The 15,860-nt window shown below is 41.5% G+C and carries 12 protein-coding genes; 3 read left to right on the forward strand and 9 right to left on the reverse strand.

The window, feature by feature from the left end:
* Positions 1 to 150: 150 nt before the first annotated feature.
* Both J4861_RS10695 and recO read right to left on the reverse strand, forming a co-directional pair.
* Complete coding sequence (locus J4861_RS10695; RefSeq protein WP_211816817.1) at positions 151 to 1,197, reverse strand: YeiH family protein; 1,047 nt, start codon at positions 1,195 to 1,197, stop codon at positions 151 to 153.
* Positions 1,198 to 1,454: 257 nt separating this feature from the next.
* Positions 1,455 to 2,180 carry a DNA repair protein RecO gene (gene recO / locus J4861_RS10700; protein WP_211816818.1) on the reverse strand — a complete coding sequence of 242 codons (726 nt, stop codon included), beginning with the start codon at positions 2,178 to 2,180 and terminating at the stop codon, positions 1,455 to 1,457.
* A gap of 210 nt (positions 2,181 to 2,390) precedes the next feature.
* On the opposite strand from recO, the gene rpsT reads away from it, so the two are divergent.
* Positions 2,391 to 2,645, forward strand: coding sequence for a 30S ribosomal protein S20 (rpsT, locus tag J4861_RS10705; protein ID WP_004358670.1), 255 nt, complete (start codon positions 2,391 to 2,393; stop codon positions 2,643 to 2,645).
* Between the two features lie 247 nt (positions 2,646 to 2,892).
* On the opposite strand, the gene hemG is transcribed toward rpsT, so the two are convergent.
* The 4 genes from hemG to J4861_RS10725 all read right to left on the reverse strand — a co-directional run bounded on the left by hemG (position 2,893) and on the right by J4861_RS10725 (position 9,197).
* Positions 2,893 to 4,257, reverse strand: a complete 1,365-nt coding sequence (hemG, locus tag J4861_RS10710; protein WP_249110836.1) for a protoporphyrinogen oxidase — start codon at positions 4,255 to 4,257, stop codon at positions 2,893 to 2,895.
* Positions 4,258 to 4,323: 66 nt separating this feature from the next.
* A complete protein-coding gene (gene hemN, locus J4861_RS10715) occupies positions 4,324 to 5,688 on the reverse strand; it encodes an oxygen-independent coproporphyrinogen III oxidase (protein ID WP_211816819.1) in 1,365 nt (454 codons plus the stop codon).
* Positions 5,689 to 5,825: 137 nt separating this feature from the next.
* Positions 5,826 to 7,028, reverse strand: a complete 1,203-nt coding sequence (locus tag J4861_RS10720) for an MFS transporter (RefSeq protein ID WP_211816820.1) — start codon at positions 7,026 to 7,028, stop codon at positions 5,826 to 5,828.
* A gap of 111 nt (positions 7,029 to 7,139) precedes the next feature.
* Complete coding sequence (locus J4861_RS10725; protein ID WP_211816821.1) at positions 7,140 to 9,197, reverse strand: TonB-dependent receptor; 2,058 nt, start codon at positions 9,195 to 9,197, stop codon at positions 7,140 to 7,142.
* A gap of 230 nt (positions 9,198 to 9,427) precedes the next feature.
* Here J4861_RS10725 and gyrB point away from each other — a divergent pair, with 230 nt between their 5' ends.
* The gene (gyrB, locus tag J4861_RS10730) at positions 9,428 to 11,401 is read left to right on the forward strand and encodes a DNA topoisomerase (ATP-hydrolyzing) subunit B (protein ID WP_211816822.1); all 1,974 of its coding nucleotides are present in this window, start codon (positions 9,428 to 9,430) and stop codon (positions 11,399 to 11,401) included.
* 392 nt (positions 11,402 to 11,793) lie between these two features.
* On the opposite strand, the gene J4861_RS10735 is transcribed toward gyrB, so the two are convergent.
* From J4861_RS10735 to J4861_RS10745, 3 genes are all read right to left on the reverse strand, one after another.
* Positions 11,794 to 12,249, reverse strand: coding sequence for an HU family DNA-binding protein (locus tag J4861_RS10735; protein WP_211816823.1), 456 nt, complete (start codon positions 12,247 to 12,249; stop codon positions 11,794 to 11,796).
* Positions 12,250 to 12,451: 202 nt separating this feature from the next.
* Positions 12,452 to 14,212: a hypothetical protein gene (locus J4861_RS10740; protein WP_211816824.1), complete on the reverse strand. Its 1,761-nt coding sequence runs from the start codon at positions 14,210 to 14,212 to the stop codon at positions 12,452 to 12,454.
* A 36-nt stretch (positions 14,213 to 14,248) separates the two neighbouring features.
* Positions 14,249 to 14,416: a fatty-acid--CoA ligase gene (locus J4861_RS10745; protein WP_211816825.1), complete on the reverse strand. Its 168-nt coding sequence runs from the start codon at positions 14,414 to 14,416 to the stop codon at positions 14,249 to 14,251.
* 521 nt (positions 14,417 to 14,937) lie between these two features.
* Here J4861_RS10745 and J4861_RS10750 point away from each other — a divergent pair.
* Entirely contained in the window at positions 14,938 to 15,822 is an 885-nt protein-coding gene (locus J4861_RS10750; protein ID WP_211816826.1) for an AraC family transcriptional regulator, read from the forward strand.
* Positions 15,823 to 15,860: the final 38 nt, after the last annotated feature.

The following is a 15,860-nucleotide window of genomic DNA, read 5'->3' on the forward strand; positions in this document are numbered from 1 at the left end:
ATCAACACCTAACAATAAACACCCAACACCCAAAGACAAACATGTTCCTTCGAATGCGCACTTTTTCAACACCTAACATTCAACACCCAATGCTCAAGCCAACATTTACACATCATCAACACCCAAAATTCAACACCTAACACCCAGCATTTAACACCCAACACCCAACATTGGGACAAGATACTTTGCCAGACAATAACCTCCACCTATCAGCCAACACCAAAGAATAGCGGCTAATAAGAAAGGTTTAAAACCAGCTTTTTTGAACTTCTCTATACTCGTTTCAGCACCAAGTGCAGACATAGCCATTGTAAGCAGGAAGGTATCGAGGGTATTGATAAAGTCGACAAGTTCTTTTGGAAGTAAGTTCAAAGAGTTAAAACCGATGACCACAAGGAAGAGAATAGCAAACCAAGGAATGTTTATCTTACTACTACCGCCTGCTTCCTCACCTCGCCCAGCAACATTCTTTGCAACAAAAAAGGCTATAACCAACAACACAGGTACCAACATCATCACACGAATCATCTTAACGATGATCGCTGAATTGCTCACGGCAGCTCCCATCGCATTACCTGCGCCAACAACGTGAGCCACCTCATGAATCGTAGAACCTGCAAAGATTCCCATTGCATCGGGTGATAAATCAAAGACACCTGCACGATAAAGAATAGGATAAAGGAACATTGAAAGTGTACCGAAGATGACCACCGTCGCTACCGCCACAGCTGTCTTATAAGGCTTCGGACGGATAGCTCCGTCGACACCTAACACCGCTGCGGCTCCACAGATACCACTTCCACAAGCTGCCAAAAGAGCTATACTGCGGTCCATCTTCAAAAGTCTACCGACCAAAACACCTAAGAGAATAGTTCCACATACAATAATTGCATCCACAATGATAGCAGGGAAACCCACAGCCACCACGTCTTGAAAGGTCAAACGGAAACCATAAAGGATAATTCCAAAGCGCAAAACACGTTTCCCGCAGAAGGCAATACCGGGCACCCAAGTGTCTGGAAGGTTATTGCGAAGACTGTTGGCATAAAGCATACCCAAGATAATACCAACGACCATCGGACTCAACGAAAGTGCTTTCACCCATCCCATATCACCGATATAGAACGCTGCACAAGCAAACAAAGTAATCAGCAGTACACCATGAAGCATACTACTACGCTGTTCTGTTAACTTCATAGACTTATTTTATATATAGACAAAGTTTGAATTTTCATGCTTCAAGTCCACAAAAGTAATAAAAAAAACAAGCAACAAAATACCAATCGTGAATTATTATCATGAAAGAAAGAAATTATTTTCATGAAGATAAATATTTCTTTTCATGAAGAAAAATATTTTTTTTCATGAAAATAATTCGATAAAGACTATCTATAAGTATAATATCCGCTTACTTTAAGGGCAGTATTAACGCCTAATAAACATCATAAAGCCCATTAACTAAACAACTCGCGCATTACCTGAAAACTTTTTAGCTCAGGCATATCAGGCACATGAATTCGATAGTAATGTAATACGATATCAGAAATACGATTGCGATCGTGACGAGAAAGACGGAAAAGATACATATTCTCGTAGTCCATACGAATCAACTGATTAATACCTGCTGCATCTGCAGGGAGTAGATAATCAGAATGAAGAGGTGCACTTGCTGTAAAGGTTGCATTACGAAGATCAAAACAAGCACCCGCCTGATAGGCATCAAGATTAGGGAAGAAACCGATAAAACGACTCAAACGCATCATAAAGACAAGATGGAAATTGGCATAATCACGCTCAGCCTCATCCAACCATTCCATACTCGCACATACATAATTGTATAGGTAAGCATTCTGTTGCTCACCACGTGTAACATAATAAAGGAATTCTGAAAGGAAGAGCAGGATAGCCGACTTCACTGGATCAAAGGGGATAGAGCCGTAAGGGCGAAGGATACGCACTTCCTTTATACGCTGCAAAGAGGTTCGCGGACGATAATCAAATTCAAGGTCAAGTAAGGTCAGTGGTTGAAAATACTGCTTCTTAATCTTCCCTTTCGCCGTCTTTGGAATGCGCGTTATAAAAGAAATACGCCCCTCTAACTCGGTAAACATATCAATTATTAGCGATGAATCACCGAACTTCAGAGAACGCAAAACAATTGCCTTTGACTTCAAAATCATACGAAAAACAATGCAAAAATACAAAAATACAGCCTCTTACGAAAATTTATTAGCGAAAAGTTTGGTTGATTAAAATAAATGGGCTACCTTTGCACCCGCAAAATCAGCTATGGTCCCTTCGTCTATCGGTTAGGACGAGAGATTTTCATTCTCTAAAGAGCAGTTCGACTCTGCTAGGGACTACAAGTAAAATAAAAGAAGAAAACAAAGATGGCAAATCACAAATCATCATTGAAGAGAATCCGTCAGGACAAGGTTAAGACTTTGCACAACAGATATTATGCTAAGACTATGCGTAACGCTGTACGCAAGTTGCGTAGCATGACGGATAAGGAAGAGGCTGTTAAGCTCTATCCTGTTGTACAGAAGATGTTGGACAAGTTGGCAAAGACTAACGTTATCCACCAGAACAAGGCAGCTAATTTGAAGTCTGCTCTCTGCAAGCACGTAGCTGCATTGGGATAAAAAAATACTTTCAGTCATAGCTGAAAAGAACAATAAAAGCCGTAATCCTATTGGGATTATGGCTTTTTGCATATTATATACTTGTGTGACTTTGTGTTTTTGCTTAGGCAATTGGGATAAATTCAATTTGCTGTCACTGCTGTCATCCATTGTAAGCGATTAACTTATTAGTTTACAGAGGAGTAATTGAAGTGTTAAAAGTGACAGCAAATTGAAACAAGAAATATTCGTGTAAGATAGCTTGTATTTACGATACAGACAAACTAATCTTCTCTGCCATATCCACAGCCTGCTTGATTCTATCGCCCATACCGATACCATCTTTCAAATTACCAATGATATGTAAACCAGGATGAGCAAGTTCTACGGCATCAATAGTACGAAGGCGAGCATCTGTTTCGGGCATATATTGTGGAATAGCATGGCTGTGTCTGTAAATACGAATGACGTCAGCACACGTGCCTTTAGGATAACCCAACATCGTATGAAGGGACGTATTAACCAATTCTGTCAGTTCTTCATCCGTCTTATTGATATATTCAGGATGACAAGCACCACCAATAAAGAATGCGTAATTGGCTCCTTCCTTAGGCGAACGCCCCTGAAAACAAGCGGAAGGCATAAGGATCCCCAACACTTTCTGCTTTTCTTTTGACGGTACTAATCCACCAAAGGCATTCCAATGTACATCCCCCGTATTCTTCATTCCCACTCCAATCTCAATCACTGGAGCATAAGAAAGATTGCTTAAGTCGTCAAGTTGAGCCTTAGGTAAGAAGTTCAATAACTTAGGCAAGGCATAGGCAGGACAAGTTGTAACAACCTGTTCAGCTATTATAGTATTCTTACCCCAAGACAGTTTCCACTTATCTCCTAACGGTTCTATACTTAGTTCTTTACAATTCGTTCGGATTCTCTTATCACCTATAACTCTGCCTAACGCAGAAACAAGACTACGGAAACCTCCACGAGTAGAGAAGACAGCCTTCGTTGCACGCTTTTCCCTGTCCGTCTTTGGTTGTTTTGCAAGTGCCATAGACCCTTTAATAAAGCTTCCATAACGCTGTTCTAAGTCGTAGAGTTTAGGCAAAGCAAGGCGAGTTGGTATTTGATAAGGATCACCAGCATACACACCAGAGAGGAAAGGGTCGACTGCATAATCAACAAATGACCGTCCCAAGCGTCGTTCAGCAAGGCTACCCACACTCTCGTTAGGGTCTATCCCCTTCTTACGCCATGGTTCACCAAGGATGCGGAACTTATCTTTCAGCGTGAAGAGAGGAGTGGTGATAGCAGACCAGAGTCCAGAAGGTAGAGCATGAAAGCGTCCATCTTTCCATATCAAACGGCATTTAGCAGAACTCTGTGCTACCTCCAACGTACAATTATCGCCTAACATATCGAAGAGTTCAGCCACTTCTGGGTATTTAATAGTACCCGTACTCGGTCCTTGTTCCATCACAAAGCCGTCAACCTCTTCCGTCTGCATAAGTCCACCGATACGATTGGCAGCCTCCAAAACTACTACATCTTGACCTTTACGACGTAGATAAGCTGCACAAGTAAGACCAGTAAGACCAGCACCAACGACAACTATCTTTCTTTCTTCCATAATATTTATGCTATATAGATTCGTCTCTCCAGTTTCTCTACCCAACGATAAGGAAGAGTAAAGCTTTTATATCGGCTTTGAAAACTTCTTATCCGTAGCCACCATCATCGGATCAAGCGCTGCAGCCACAGTACGAACAAAGGGATTCCCCTCCCCTGTCATCTCTAAAGTATTCTCTGTTAAACAAAGAATACCATCTCTTTCCATCTCTTGCAGGCGTTCAACATCATAATTGATAGCCTCCTTCACGTCAGCTACCGACACAGCAAGATCCTCCGCAAGGTGTGTCCAATCAAGATGATAGTTACACATCAAACGCTCAATTACTTCACGTACTATACGCTCTTTGGGCGTTAATTGGTAGCCTTTCCGAATAGACAATGTACCCGCAGAAACTTCTGATATATATTCATCTATCGACTTTGTATTCTGTGCATAAGCAGTTTCTAATTGGCTGATACCCGTCACTCCGAAGGCATACACCTGTCCCGTTGTGCGACGAGTACAATAACCTTGGAAGTTTCGATGTAGTCTATGTGATTGCAAAGCCTCAGATAGTTCATCATTAGGAAGAACAAAATGGTCCAAACCGATACTAAGATAACCCGCCTCATGCAACACATCCTTAGCTTTTTGGAACATCAAAGCCTTCTCCTCCGTATCAGGAAGACCAGCCTTTTCAAGTATCATCTGACGCTTAAAGATCCATGGACAGTGTCCATAACTAAATGTTGTAACACGATCGGGACGCATTGCTACAGCGCGCTCTATCGTCTTCTTAAAGCTATCCGATGTCTGAAGTGGTAAGCCAAAGAGGAAGTCCATATTAATATTAACGCCCACACTACGAAGAATTGACACTATTTCCTCTGTTGGCAATTCAGAAGGCGTACGATTAACAAGCCTCAACACCTCTTCATTGAAGTCCTGTACCCCTAAACTAAAACGATTAAATCGTGCATCCAATAGTCCTTGCCAGTCCCCAGCTGTTAGATAACCAGGATGACATTCTATGGCTATCTCAGGCTGTTCTATCGTAGAAAAGAGTGACAGCAGATGCTCATTCAGTTCTTTAAGAACGCTTACAGGCATAGCAGTAGGACTACCACCACCATAATGAATCTGCGATATACGTCTACTTTTATCCAGATGCTTTGCTACGATGTCTATCTCCTTATGCAGTGCTTGCACATAGGCTTCAACACCCTCCTCTTTAGCCATTGGATAAGAGTTGCAGCCACAATAATGACAAAGACGCCGACAGAAAGGCATGTGAAAATAAAAAGAAAGATTCTTCTCACGCACCTCATTGCTATAATCAATCTCCTTCAGAAACTCTTCCCCTGCAAAAGGTCGGAAGAAGTTAGCTGGTGGATAACTCGTATAACGAGGTACAGATACATTGTATTTATCAATCAGTTCTTGCTTCATTCGTCGAAATAAATTATATAACAAAGATACGAATAACCCATAACATAGACAATCCTTATTTATAAGGAGAGCAATAACACCTTGTTATGTATTACCAAAAGAAATCAATTTGTCATGTTCATTTACGTATATACGGGTTATTTTTCCTTCCTAAAGGCTGAGAGAACATAAATAAGGCTGATGATAGCCACCACTGTTTCAGCTATATAAAGACCACGATAGTCGAAGATATGCGCCACCGTTCCCGCCAATACCGCAATGAGCAGACCGCTTACATGACTAATAACAATTTGTATGGTGAAGTCGGTCCCTTCTCTACCGGGACGTACACATTGCATAGCTGTAGTATAAAGAACCACAGTAGCCAATCCGTAACAAGCTTGGATATAAATGATTCCGATAACAAATGCAGTCTTGTTAAAGTCTGCAAAAGTCATTGCAAGAAAATAGATTGGTGCCAGAATAATAAGTCCTGCAATGATAATACGAGCCTTATAAATTCCGATTCGGCGTATAAGCACTCCAGAAAACCACGCCATAACGAAGGAAGCAGCAGTTCCAACGATACCAGTAAGGAATCCTATCTCCTTCATATCGTATCCCTTATCAACGAGGTAAGGACGCAACATGGAAAGAATACCGATGATTCCCATATAATACAGCAGTAAGAAACCTATCTGCGGCCATATCTCCTTACGTCCAAAGAAGATAAAGATGTCTGTCCACTTGGCACGCTCTCTTGGTTTCTCATTCTCTATCTTGATATGAGGATTAAACATTAAAGGAATAATCATCATACAAACAAACAAGGCTAAGCAGGGTACTACAACGTTCCAACCATAGCTTTTTAGTAAGATGAGCAAGACTCCTCCTCCAATAACTGCACCTCCAAAGGCTCCCATAGACTGCATACTATTGAGCATGCTATGGTCGTGCTTCTTAAAAGAAAGGATGGCAAGTGCATCTGTAGCAATGTCTTGTGTAGCCGAGGCAAGCATAGAGATAAACGCAAGAATGACTACAAGCATGATTTCTGAACGTACATTAATAAGCCCTGTGGCTAAGAGTGCTACGGCATATATCAACTCTGTAGTGATAATCGTACGTTTGTAGTCACGCACTGTTACGCAGTGGCGGTCAACAAAAGGCGACCATAGAAACTTTATCGTCCATGGAACTCGGACAAGGTTTAGCAACCCAATGGTTGCAAGACTATATTGTCCTTCCCTCATGATAACCTGTAAGGCTGTCATAAGAAAGGATGACGGTACCATCTGTGCGATATATAGACAGAAGAACGTACCAAAACTTAATTTCTTTGATGAAAGGCTGTTGAACATGTAATGAATTAAATAAGTAGAGCAGCGTATTATGTACCATGGGAAAGGACTTCGGAAGGAGTAAACAGAAATAGTTGTGGCATCCTTTTTCTCCTACCCTTTATCCTCTCCTTAGAATGTCACGCTAAGGGAAGTACCAAAAGTAAGAGGCTTACCCTTCTGTGCATAGTTACCAGTTGACATCTTGAAACTATACGCTATATAGTCGGTTCCTGTCAGATTCTTACCCCATAAATCCCATGTGAATATACCTTTTGTGAGGCTAACCTTTGCATTAAGCGTTGCATAGAAGTTCTGGCGAACGATATTATCATCAGCCCAATAGATACGACCGAGCCCTGTTAAGCCTGCATTAACGACAATCTTATCAAACCAACCTGCCTGTAGAACGGTGTAAGTTCCATCTATTGAGAGCGTGTGATTAGGCACCATGGGAAGTCTATTACCCGAGAAATCTTCTGTAGCACTCTTCTTATATTCCAAGTAACGAGCGTGGGTGTAACCATAGTTCATACTCAACTGTAAGCTCTTTATTGGATGATAAGCAAATGAGAGTTCGAAACCTTTACTATCCGTATGGCCTGCATTAGCAATTAAGTTACCCACAGCAGGAATAGTATAGGTTGTCTGCATGTGTCGCCAATCAATGTAGAAGAGATCCGCTTCAGCAGTCAGTCGTCCATTCAAGAACTTTAATCGAGCCCCAATCTCATAATTCCAGCTGTATTCTGGGTCGTATGCACGCTCTGCATCGGTCTTAAAGATAGTGTTAAATCCGCCTGGCTTATAACCACGAGTGACACTCGCATAGTAGAGATTATCCCTGTTTGTAAGATATTGAAGCGTAAACTTAGGAGTGAACTGACGGAAGTTAGCACTACTAATAAAGTCCTTCACATGTGCATTAGCACCTGTTGTTAATGCTACCTTATCTTGATTATAGCTTATTTTAGCATGCTCATAATCGAAGCGTAAACCAACAGTTGCTGACAAACCTCTCCATATATTATAAGAGCTCTGGTGATAGATTGCATAGCCTGCAGTAGGGTTCTTATAGGAAGTAGGAGTTGAAAAATCCTTCGTATAATAACTCGTTTCTGCAAATTGGTTTGAATGTAACAACATTCCAAACACACCAATAATCCATTGATAATGTCCCTTGTCATTCGACTTCAAGGTTATGTCCTGGGATAACATATTCTGATGATAGCTATTATCAGTAAAGAATACGTCCTTCGGAGTGAAGTCTTGATCTAATCCTTGGTGTGATTTGATAAATTGATAAGACGTCTGACTATTGAAACTAATACGACTATTCTCATATCGAGCATTTAGACCAGTTGTTGAAATCAGACGCTTGTAAGTGCTATTGCGGTTATAACTAATAGGTGATAGTGCATCTTTCGTAAGGTCATATGGTGCATATGGATAACCATTCTGCTTACTATGAGTAAGCGTACTATTGAGATGAATAAGCCAATTTGTAGTTGGTCGCCAGTAAAGTCCGAGTCGTCCTTCAACCTCATTCACCTTATCAGCCTTATCATTCAAGAACTGATTGATGAACATACCATCATTATGATGATAAGAAATAGCACTTGACAGACCAAATTTGTCACTCAATTTAGAATAGTTAGAAGCCTGTGCTACAAAGTCATTATACCTTCCATGGCCAACTTTTATACGTGTTTTCTGATACTCAAGAGGGTTATGTGTGTAGACATTGATAACACCTGCTATAGTGTTACGGCCGTATAAGGTTCCTTGCGGACCTCGAAACACATCTACAGCAGCAATATCACTGAGGTCAATATTAAAGGCTGACGACTCAAAGTGAGGCACACCATCTACATAGAAACCCACAGCAGAACCCTTCATCTTTGCTCCGATACCACGAATAAAGATAGGTGTGTTAGCATATGAACCATAGTCGGGCATATAAAAGTTAGGCATAACAGCCGTCAACTCTTTCAAACTCACAATTTGTTGGTTCAATAATTGCTGATGGTTAATAGTTGAGACAGCAACAGAGGTAAGGTTTCTTTTGTTCTGTTTGAAGTCAGTTACAACTACTTCATTAAGTGATACATCTTTGTTCACTACTGAGTCTGGAGTCACTCCAGCTACCCCACTGATAGCAAGGGATGCAAATAATAAGGTATTTAACATAAAGATGGCTTTTTGTTAATGTTTTTGTGGTGCAAAGGTACAGATAATGACTTTTTCGAACAATCCTCATTTATAAGGAAATTAAATATTACCACTAAAAAGAATAAAAGCTAATTATCAGCACAAAACAGCAATTTGATATGCTTTCTTTTGTGTTTTTTGCAGGTTTTTATTTTCAAATATAAAGGAAAAAGTGTATCTTTGCATACTATAAGAACAATCGAAAGAAAATGGCAGAAAATCCAGAAAACGAGAATAATTACTCCGCCAGTAACATCCAGGTCTTAGAAGGCTTAGAGGCAGTACGCAAGCGTCCTGCTATGTACATTGGTGACATTAGTGAGAAGGGACTCCATCACTTGATTAACGAGACCGTCGACAACTCTATCGACGAAGCAATGGCTGGCTACTGTCAGAACATTGAGGTTACAATCAACGAGGACAACTCCATTACCGTTGAGGATGATGGTCGTGGTATCCCTGTTGACATACACGAGAAGCTTCACAAGAGCGCCCTTGAGGTTGTTATGACCGTGCTCCACGCAGGTGGTAAGTTCGACAAGGGTTCGTATAAAGTCAGCGGTGGTCTGCATGGTGTAGGTGTAAGCTGTGTAAATGCACTCTCTACACACATGAAGTCACAGGTGTTCCGTAATGGTAAAATCTACCAGCAGGAATATGAGAAGGGTAAGCCTCTCTACCCTGTAAAGGTTGTTGGTGAGACAGATAAAACTGGTACACGTCAGCAATTCTGGCCAGACCCAGAGATCTTTACTACAACAGTTTTCCAATGGTCTATCGTAGCACGCCGTATGCGCGAGTTGGCTTATCTGAATGCAGGTATTAAGATTACACTCACTGACCTTCGCCCAGACCCTGAGACAGGCAAGACACACACAGAGATCTTCCATGCTAAGGATGGTTTGAAGGAGTTCGTTCGTTACGTTGACCGCCATCGTCAGCACCTCTTCGATGATGTTATCTATCTCAAGACAGAGAAGCAAAACATTCCTATCGAGGTGGCTGTGATGTACAACACAGATTATACAGAGAACATCCACTCATACGTTAACAATATCAACACTATCGAGGGTGGTACTCACTTGCAAGGATTCCGTGCTGCATTGACTCGTACATTGAAAACATACGCTGACAATGACCCACAGATCTCTAAGCAGTTGGAGAAAGCTAAGATTGAGATTGCTGGTGAAGACTTCCGCGAAGGCTTGACAGCTGTTATCTCTATCAAGGTTGCTGAGCCACAGTTTGAGGGCCAGACAAAGACCAAATTAGGTAACAGCGAGGTCGCAGGTGCCGTTCAGCAGGCTGTTGGTGAGGCACTGACCGATTATCTCGAGGAGCATCCTAACGAGGCAAAGATGATTTGTAACAAGGTTATCCTTGCTGCTACTGCTCGTGTTGCAGCCCGTAAGGCACGCGAAAGCGTACAGCGTAAGAACGTGATGAGCGGTGGTGGTTTGCCTGGTAAGTTGGCAGACTGTTCTAACAAGGACCCAAAAGACTGCGAAATCTTCCTTGTCGAGGGTGATTCTGCGGGTGGTTCAGCTAAGCAGGGACGTGACCGTTATACACAGGCTATCCTCCCTCTCCGTGGTAAGATTCTAAACGTAGAGAAGGTTCAGCGTCATCGTGTATTCGAGGCTGAGTCTGTTATGAATATTATTCAGTCTATTGGCGTACGCTTTGGCGTTGAGGGAGAAGGCGACTTTGAGGCAAATACCGATAAACTTCGCTATGACAAGATTATCATCATGACCGATGCCGACGTCGATGGTTCTCACATCGACACACTGATTATGACACTCTTCTATCGTTATATGCCAAAGGTTATCGAGCAGGGACATCTGTATATCGCTACACCTCCACTCTACAAGTGTACTTATAAGAAGGTAAGCGAATACTGCTACACCGAGCAACAGCGTCAGGCTTTCATCGATAAATACGCAAATGGTGATGAAGAAGATAAAGCTATCCACACACAGCGATACAAAGGTCTTGGTGAGATGAACCCAGAACAGCTTTGGGAGACAACTATGGACCCAAAGACACGACTCTTGAAGCAGGTTACTATCGAGAATGCTGCTGATGCAGATGAGATTTTCTCTATGCTGATGGGCGACGATGTTGAGCCTCGCCGTGAGTTCATCGAGAAGAATGCAACCTATGCTAACATTGATGCTTAAAGCATTTCAAATAGCAAAAGATACACAATAAAAAAGTTTATCAAATATCCTGTTTAAAGAAAAGAAATAAGGGCATGTCCAAATGCAAATTGACAACTATCAAACAATAAGTAGGATTCTACTAAAAGCAAAGACCATTTCTTTACTCGAAAATGAGTATTGAAATGGTCTTTTCATATTGGATTATTTTAACCTGTAAGATTATCAAAAAGGTATTTGCATTTTAATCCACCCTCCCGCAGTAAGGCTACCTCCCCCACCTTTGAAAAAACAAGAGTTAATCCCCTCTCCCTATCCTTGGAGAATCTTTTAGGGGTTAATCTCCCCTCCCATAGGGGTATCTCGCATTTCACTCCCCTCTCCTCTTGGAGAGGGGCTGGGGGTGAGGCCTTTTATCCCGCCTCTGGTCCTCCACCCTCTTTCTTTTTCTTTTCTTCCTTTCCTTCTTTAGTCTTCCTCCTCGCTGGATTATCCACATCCACTTCAATCTTCTTCAACGCTTCCGTGACGGCAGACTTCCAGCGAACAAGGACACGGGGACGCTTCAAGGATTCTGCGGTGACATCTTTCTCGTTATCTACCATCTTTGACGGTATCGTAGTGCGGAACGAAAACAAGTCGCCAAGGTCTAGCGAACCACCAAGGCTAATCACCTCAATAGCAATATTACGCAGGGTGATGATCACGTTTCTCACATCTCCCTCACTCAACGAGGTTTCGCGAACAATACGGTTAACAAGCCAATCGGCTGAAAACTTCATCGGGGCTTTTGGCACGGCATTAAAGGCTTTCTGACCTTTCTTTGGACCAATCTTGTGTGTGGTCTCAACTACCTTAAATGAAATCATAAAATAATAAATTTAAGTTTTAATAAATATGGAGCCTCGCCTTTCAGCAAGGCTCCGTTAACTATATTTTCTTTCGTTTTCTCTTCCTTATATCAAGACCGTCCTCTTCATTATATGAAGACCGTCGCCTTGATATAAGGAAGACAACCGCCTTCATATAATGAATACAAATGCCTTAATATTTAGAACAGATGATACTCACTTAATAATGAATAAATGGTCTTACACTAGCAGATGAGTTCTTCGGCAATAGACGAAAATCGCAGGTTGATCCAATAAAGCCTATTGTTGCCTGGTTATAATCTGAATGATCTTTACATTCTGTCGAAGTCCAATAAGGCCCCATAGGGGCTGTTCCACCTACATCAGTAAATGCCTTATTAAATCTTGTCATATCCATTGATGGGAAAGGAACATTAGTTCCCGTAAAACCTGTTGCTGGAGCATTTGACGGGATAAGATAAGTATAATCTGCAGGATAATGCATACTACCTTCCCCACGAGCAGGAAGTTTTCCTAAACTAACCCCCATATACAAGAAATCTCGTACGTTAGGAACATAGACAGAACCAGGTATCCACAATGTCAGCCCTTGTGACGCAAGATAATTACGATAGTTATCTAATGCCTGCTGGACTGGAGAAGAACTCTCTGGTGCACAAGTACCACTGCTGTAATTTGTAAATAGATCGGTGTAATTCACAGCAGGATTAGAAGACTGTTGAGCAGTAGACGATGCCCAATTTATATTACCACTCCACCAAGAATTAGGCTTTACATCTTGAAGTGCAACTGCTGTATGATTATACGGATCAACAACTACACCTACCGGAGTCTTCCCAGGATTCTTATCACGTGGTCCGGCTGTTCCATCACTATATAGATACATATAGCCCATTATGAGCTTTACGACGATCGTGTATCTCTTATTTGCCTCTACTAGCTTATGAGTAGGTACAGTTATCGTCTTTCCTACTATACTCCTTCCATAAATCTCACCAAAAGTAAACGTGAGTTTTAAATCTGCACAATCTGTTCCAGGAAGCCAGTAATCTGAATATGGGGTATTACTATATATCGGAACATTTGTTCCTGGGCTTGCATAACCACCTTGACCGCAAGTAAGCGTATGAGATTTTGAGATCTGTTCCTTTGCTGGATATGTATAAGAATCTGCTGAAAAATCATACACCATCGTCTTTAGGATTTTGTTAGGATCTGTCTCAACATTACATTGAAGACGTTCTGCAGGATTAGCAGCTTCACCATAAGCGGAGGTAGCCCACCCCTGTTGAACATTATGAGTTATTACACCTTTAAGGCCACAATTAACGAGATCAAACTTTAAAGACACTAATGCCCCTGCATGCTTCATCTCAAAAGCTACATATTGCTTAGGGTCTTGATTAATGACAACGCTACGCTTTATGGTAAAGCGCGCAGTACCTGCATCGGTTCGATTGACAGTGAACTGTGTACCATTTGCCGTTACCTTATCATTGAAACAGACAAAATCGTATGTGCCATGAGGGAGAGAAATAGATTCTAGCTCTCCTGCATCAGGAGTAAAGGTTGAACCATTGAAAGTTCCCTTAGTCTGTCCTTTCAATACACCGCCTTGGTAAGCCTGGATAGTGTAATGAGTTGGAGTATAAATAGCACGTGTTTTAGCCTTAGCTTCTTCTTTGTGGGTTGTATCAGGAACTAAACTGACTTCTGCCTGCCAACCATCACCCAAGTCTTGCAATTCTGTCTGTGGTTGGGTAGCAGCACGTGTGCCAGATACTTCCTCTGCAGGCTCAAAGTCTTTCTCACTGATTTTGAACGAGACACGCTCCATACCATCCTGTGGTGTCACACCATTTGCTAAGTCCTCGCTATTACTACAACCTGAAAAGGCAAAGCCAGTAACAATGCCAAGCACAAGCGTAGAAAGCGATGCTTTAAAAATATTATTCTTCATTGTTTTGTCTTTTAATCGTTAATTACTCGTTAATTACTAAAATTCAATTGTTCCACCATCAAGTTCTCCACCGTCTTCCCAGTCTGTCTCGGTTGTGTGTGGAGCATCTGGGTATACCGATGTACAAATAAAGTTTTCGAGTTCAAGTTTATGCACTTTACACTCGGGACGTTCATAATCCCTTTTCTGTTTCGTTTTTCTCATTGCTTTAATTAATTAAAATAGTTTTTTTTTCTTATTTTGTGTAAATAGAGCTTGCAAAAGGACATAAAAAAGCGAACAAAGGAAACTCCTTGAAGTCCTTTGTTTACAGGGGTTACGGCACGCTTCGCGCGCGCGTATGAGAGAAGAAAAAATGTCTTAGTGACGCTAGGTGCGCATTGTGTGTGTGTGTGTTAGCAAATTATTTGGATTGACCAAAGATAAAGTGCAAAAAGATGCAAAGAACTTGATAATTCTTTGCAGTACGTCATTGCCTTGATATGTCATTGCTAATTTTTTCACGGCGGCAAAGGTAAGAAGATTAAATTAAAGGAGCAAAGAAAAACAAGAGAAAATAATTCAAGTGATATATTTTCTTCTATATTTCCATCCGCCTTTTCAAAGTAATACAACACAAATGAAGTATAACAGCGAGGCGGTGTAGAAAGATTGTATTTCTCCCTCCAAAAGAATCTGAATAGGAAATAAATATGTATATTTGCAACCGCAAACAAAAGAATAACATGAGAAAGAATATTAGGCTTACTGAAGTAAACGTAACACACGCCAAGCACGTTTATCCTGACGGCAAATACATAGATAACGACCTTATTCTCTTCGAGGACATCGCGCAAGTACCACTTCCTACCAATCCTTCTCGTATGAAGTCTCTCTTCCTTGCCCTCTGTACCAGCGGTCATGCACAATATACTGTTGATACAAAGATGCACGAGGTGGGTGCTGGAGACGTCATTATCATCAGTGAGGAACAGGTAGTTGCCGACTATATACTCTCACGTGATTGTAAGGGTATCGCCCTCATCATGTCTTATGACTTCTTTCAGAACATTGTAAGTGGAGTTCACGAACTATCTGCCCTCTTCCTCTTTGCCCGTACACATCCTGTTTTCCACCTTGATAACAATCAGGCGAAGGCATTAGAAAACGATATTCAGCATATCAAGGAGAAGATTATTGATACTGGTCACCGCTTCCGTCGTGAGTTAGTTATGACTATGCTAAAGGCACTTATCATCGATATGAGTGATATCATCTATCGCTTCCAACAAGTTGGAGAAGCCGGACAGACACGTGCTGAAGCTATCTTCCGCGACTTCATTCAGACTGTGGAAAAGAACTATCGCACGGAACGACGTGTCAGCTGGTACGCACAACAACTGTGTATCACATCTAAATATCTCTCTGAAACCGTGCGTACTGTCAGCAGACGAACACCAAGTGATTGGATTGACTCCTACGTTACACGTGAGTTACGTGTAATGCTTAGAAACAGTACGATGAGTATTAAGCAGATTGCTGATGAGCTAAACTTCGCCAATCAGAGCTTTATGGGTAAATACTTTAAGGAACATGTGGGCATGAGTCCTTCGCAGTTTAGAAAAAGTTAACGAGTTGACAAGTAGACGAGTAAACAAGTTAATACCGA

This window comes from Prevotella melaninogenica (assembly GCF_018127925.1).
Lineage (GTDB): Bacteria > Bacteroidota > Bacteroidia > Bacteroidales > Bacteroidaceae > Prevotella > Prevotella melaninogenica_C.

What these genes read in the sequence shown, in the direction of transcription:
- J4861_RS10695 (WP_211816817.1), bottom strand. Translation starts at nt 1,197, where the DNA reads ATGAAGTTAACAGAACAGCGTAGTAGTATGCTTCATGGTGTACTGCTG.
- recO (WP_211816818.1), bottom strand. Translation starts at nt 2,180, where the DNA reads ATGATTTTGAAGTCAAAGGCAATTGTTTTGCGTTCTCTGAAGTTCGGT.
- rpsT (WP_004358670.1), top strand. Translation starts at nt 2,391, where the DNA reads ATGGCAAATCACAAATCATCATTGAAGAGAATCCGTCAGGACAAGGTT.
- hemG (WP_249110836.1), bottom strand. Translation starts at nt 4,257, where the DNA reads ATGGAAGAAAGAAAGATAGTTGTCGTTGGTGCTGGTCTTACTGGTCTT.
- hemN (WP_211816819.1), bottom strand. Translation starts at nt 5,688, where the DNA reads ATGAAGCAAGAACTGATTGATAAATACAATGTATCTGTACCTCGTTAT.
- J4861_RS10720 (WP_211816820.1), bottom strand. Translation starts at nt 7,028, where the DNA reads ATGTTCAACAGCCTTTCATCAAAGAAATTAAGTTTTGGTACGTTCTTC.
- J4861_RS10725 (WP_211816821.1), bottom strand. Translation starts at nt 9,197, where the DNA reads ATGTTAAATACCTTATTATTTGCATCCCTTGCTATCAGTGGGGTAGCT.
- gyrB (WP_211816822.1), top strand. Translation starts at nt 9,428, where the DNA reads ATGGCAGAAAATCCAGAAAACGAGAATAATTACTCCGCCAGTAACATC.
- J4861_RS10735 (WP_211816823.1), bottom strand. Translation starts at nt 12,249, where the DNA reads ATGATTTCATTTAAGGTAGTTGAGACCACACACAAGATTGGTCCAAAG.
- J4861_RS10740 (WP_211816824.1), bottom strand. Translation starts at nt 14,212, where the DNA reads ATGAAGAATAATATTTTTAAAGCATCGCTTTCTACGCTTGTGCTTGGC.
- J4861_RS10745 (WP_211816825.1), bottom strand. Translation starts at nt 14,416, where the DNA reads ATGAGAAAAACGAAACAGAAAAGGGATTATGAACGTCCCGAGTGTAAA.
- J4861_RS10750 (WP_211816826.1), top strand. Translation starts at nt 14,938, where the DNA reads ATGAGAAAGAATATTAGGCTTACTGAAGTAAACGTAACACACGCCAAG.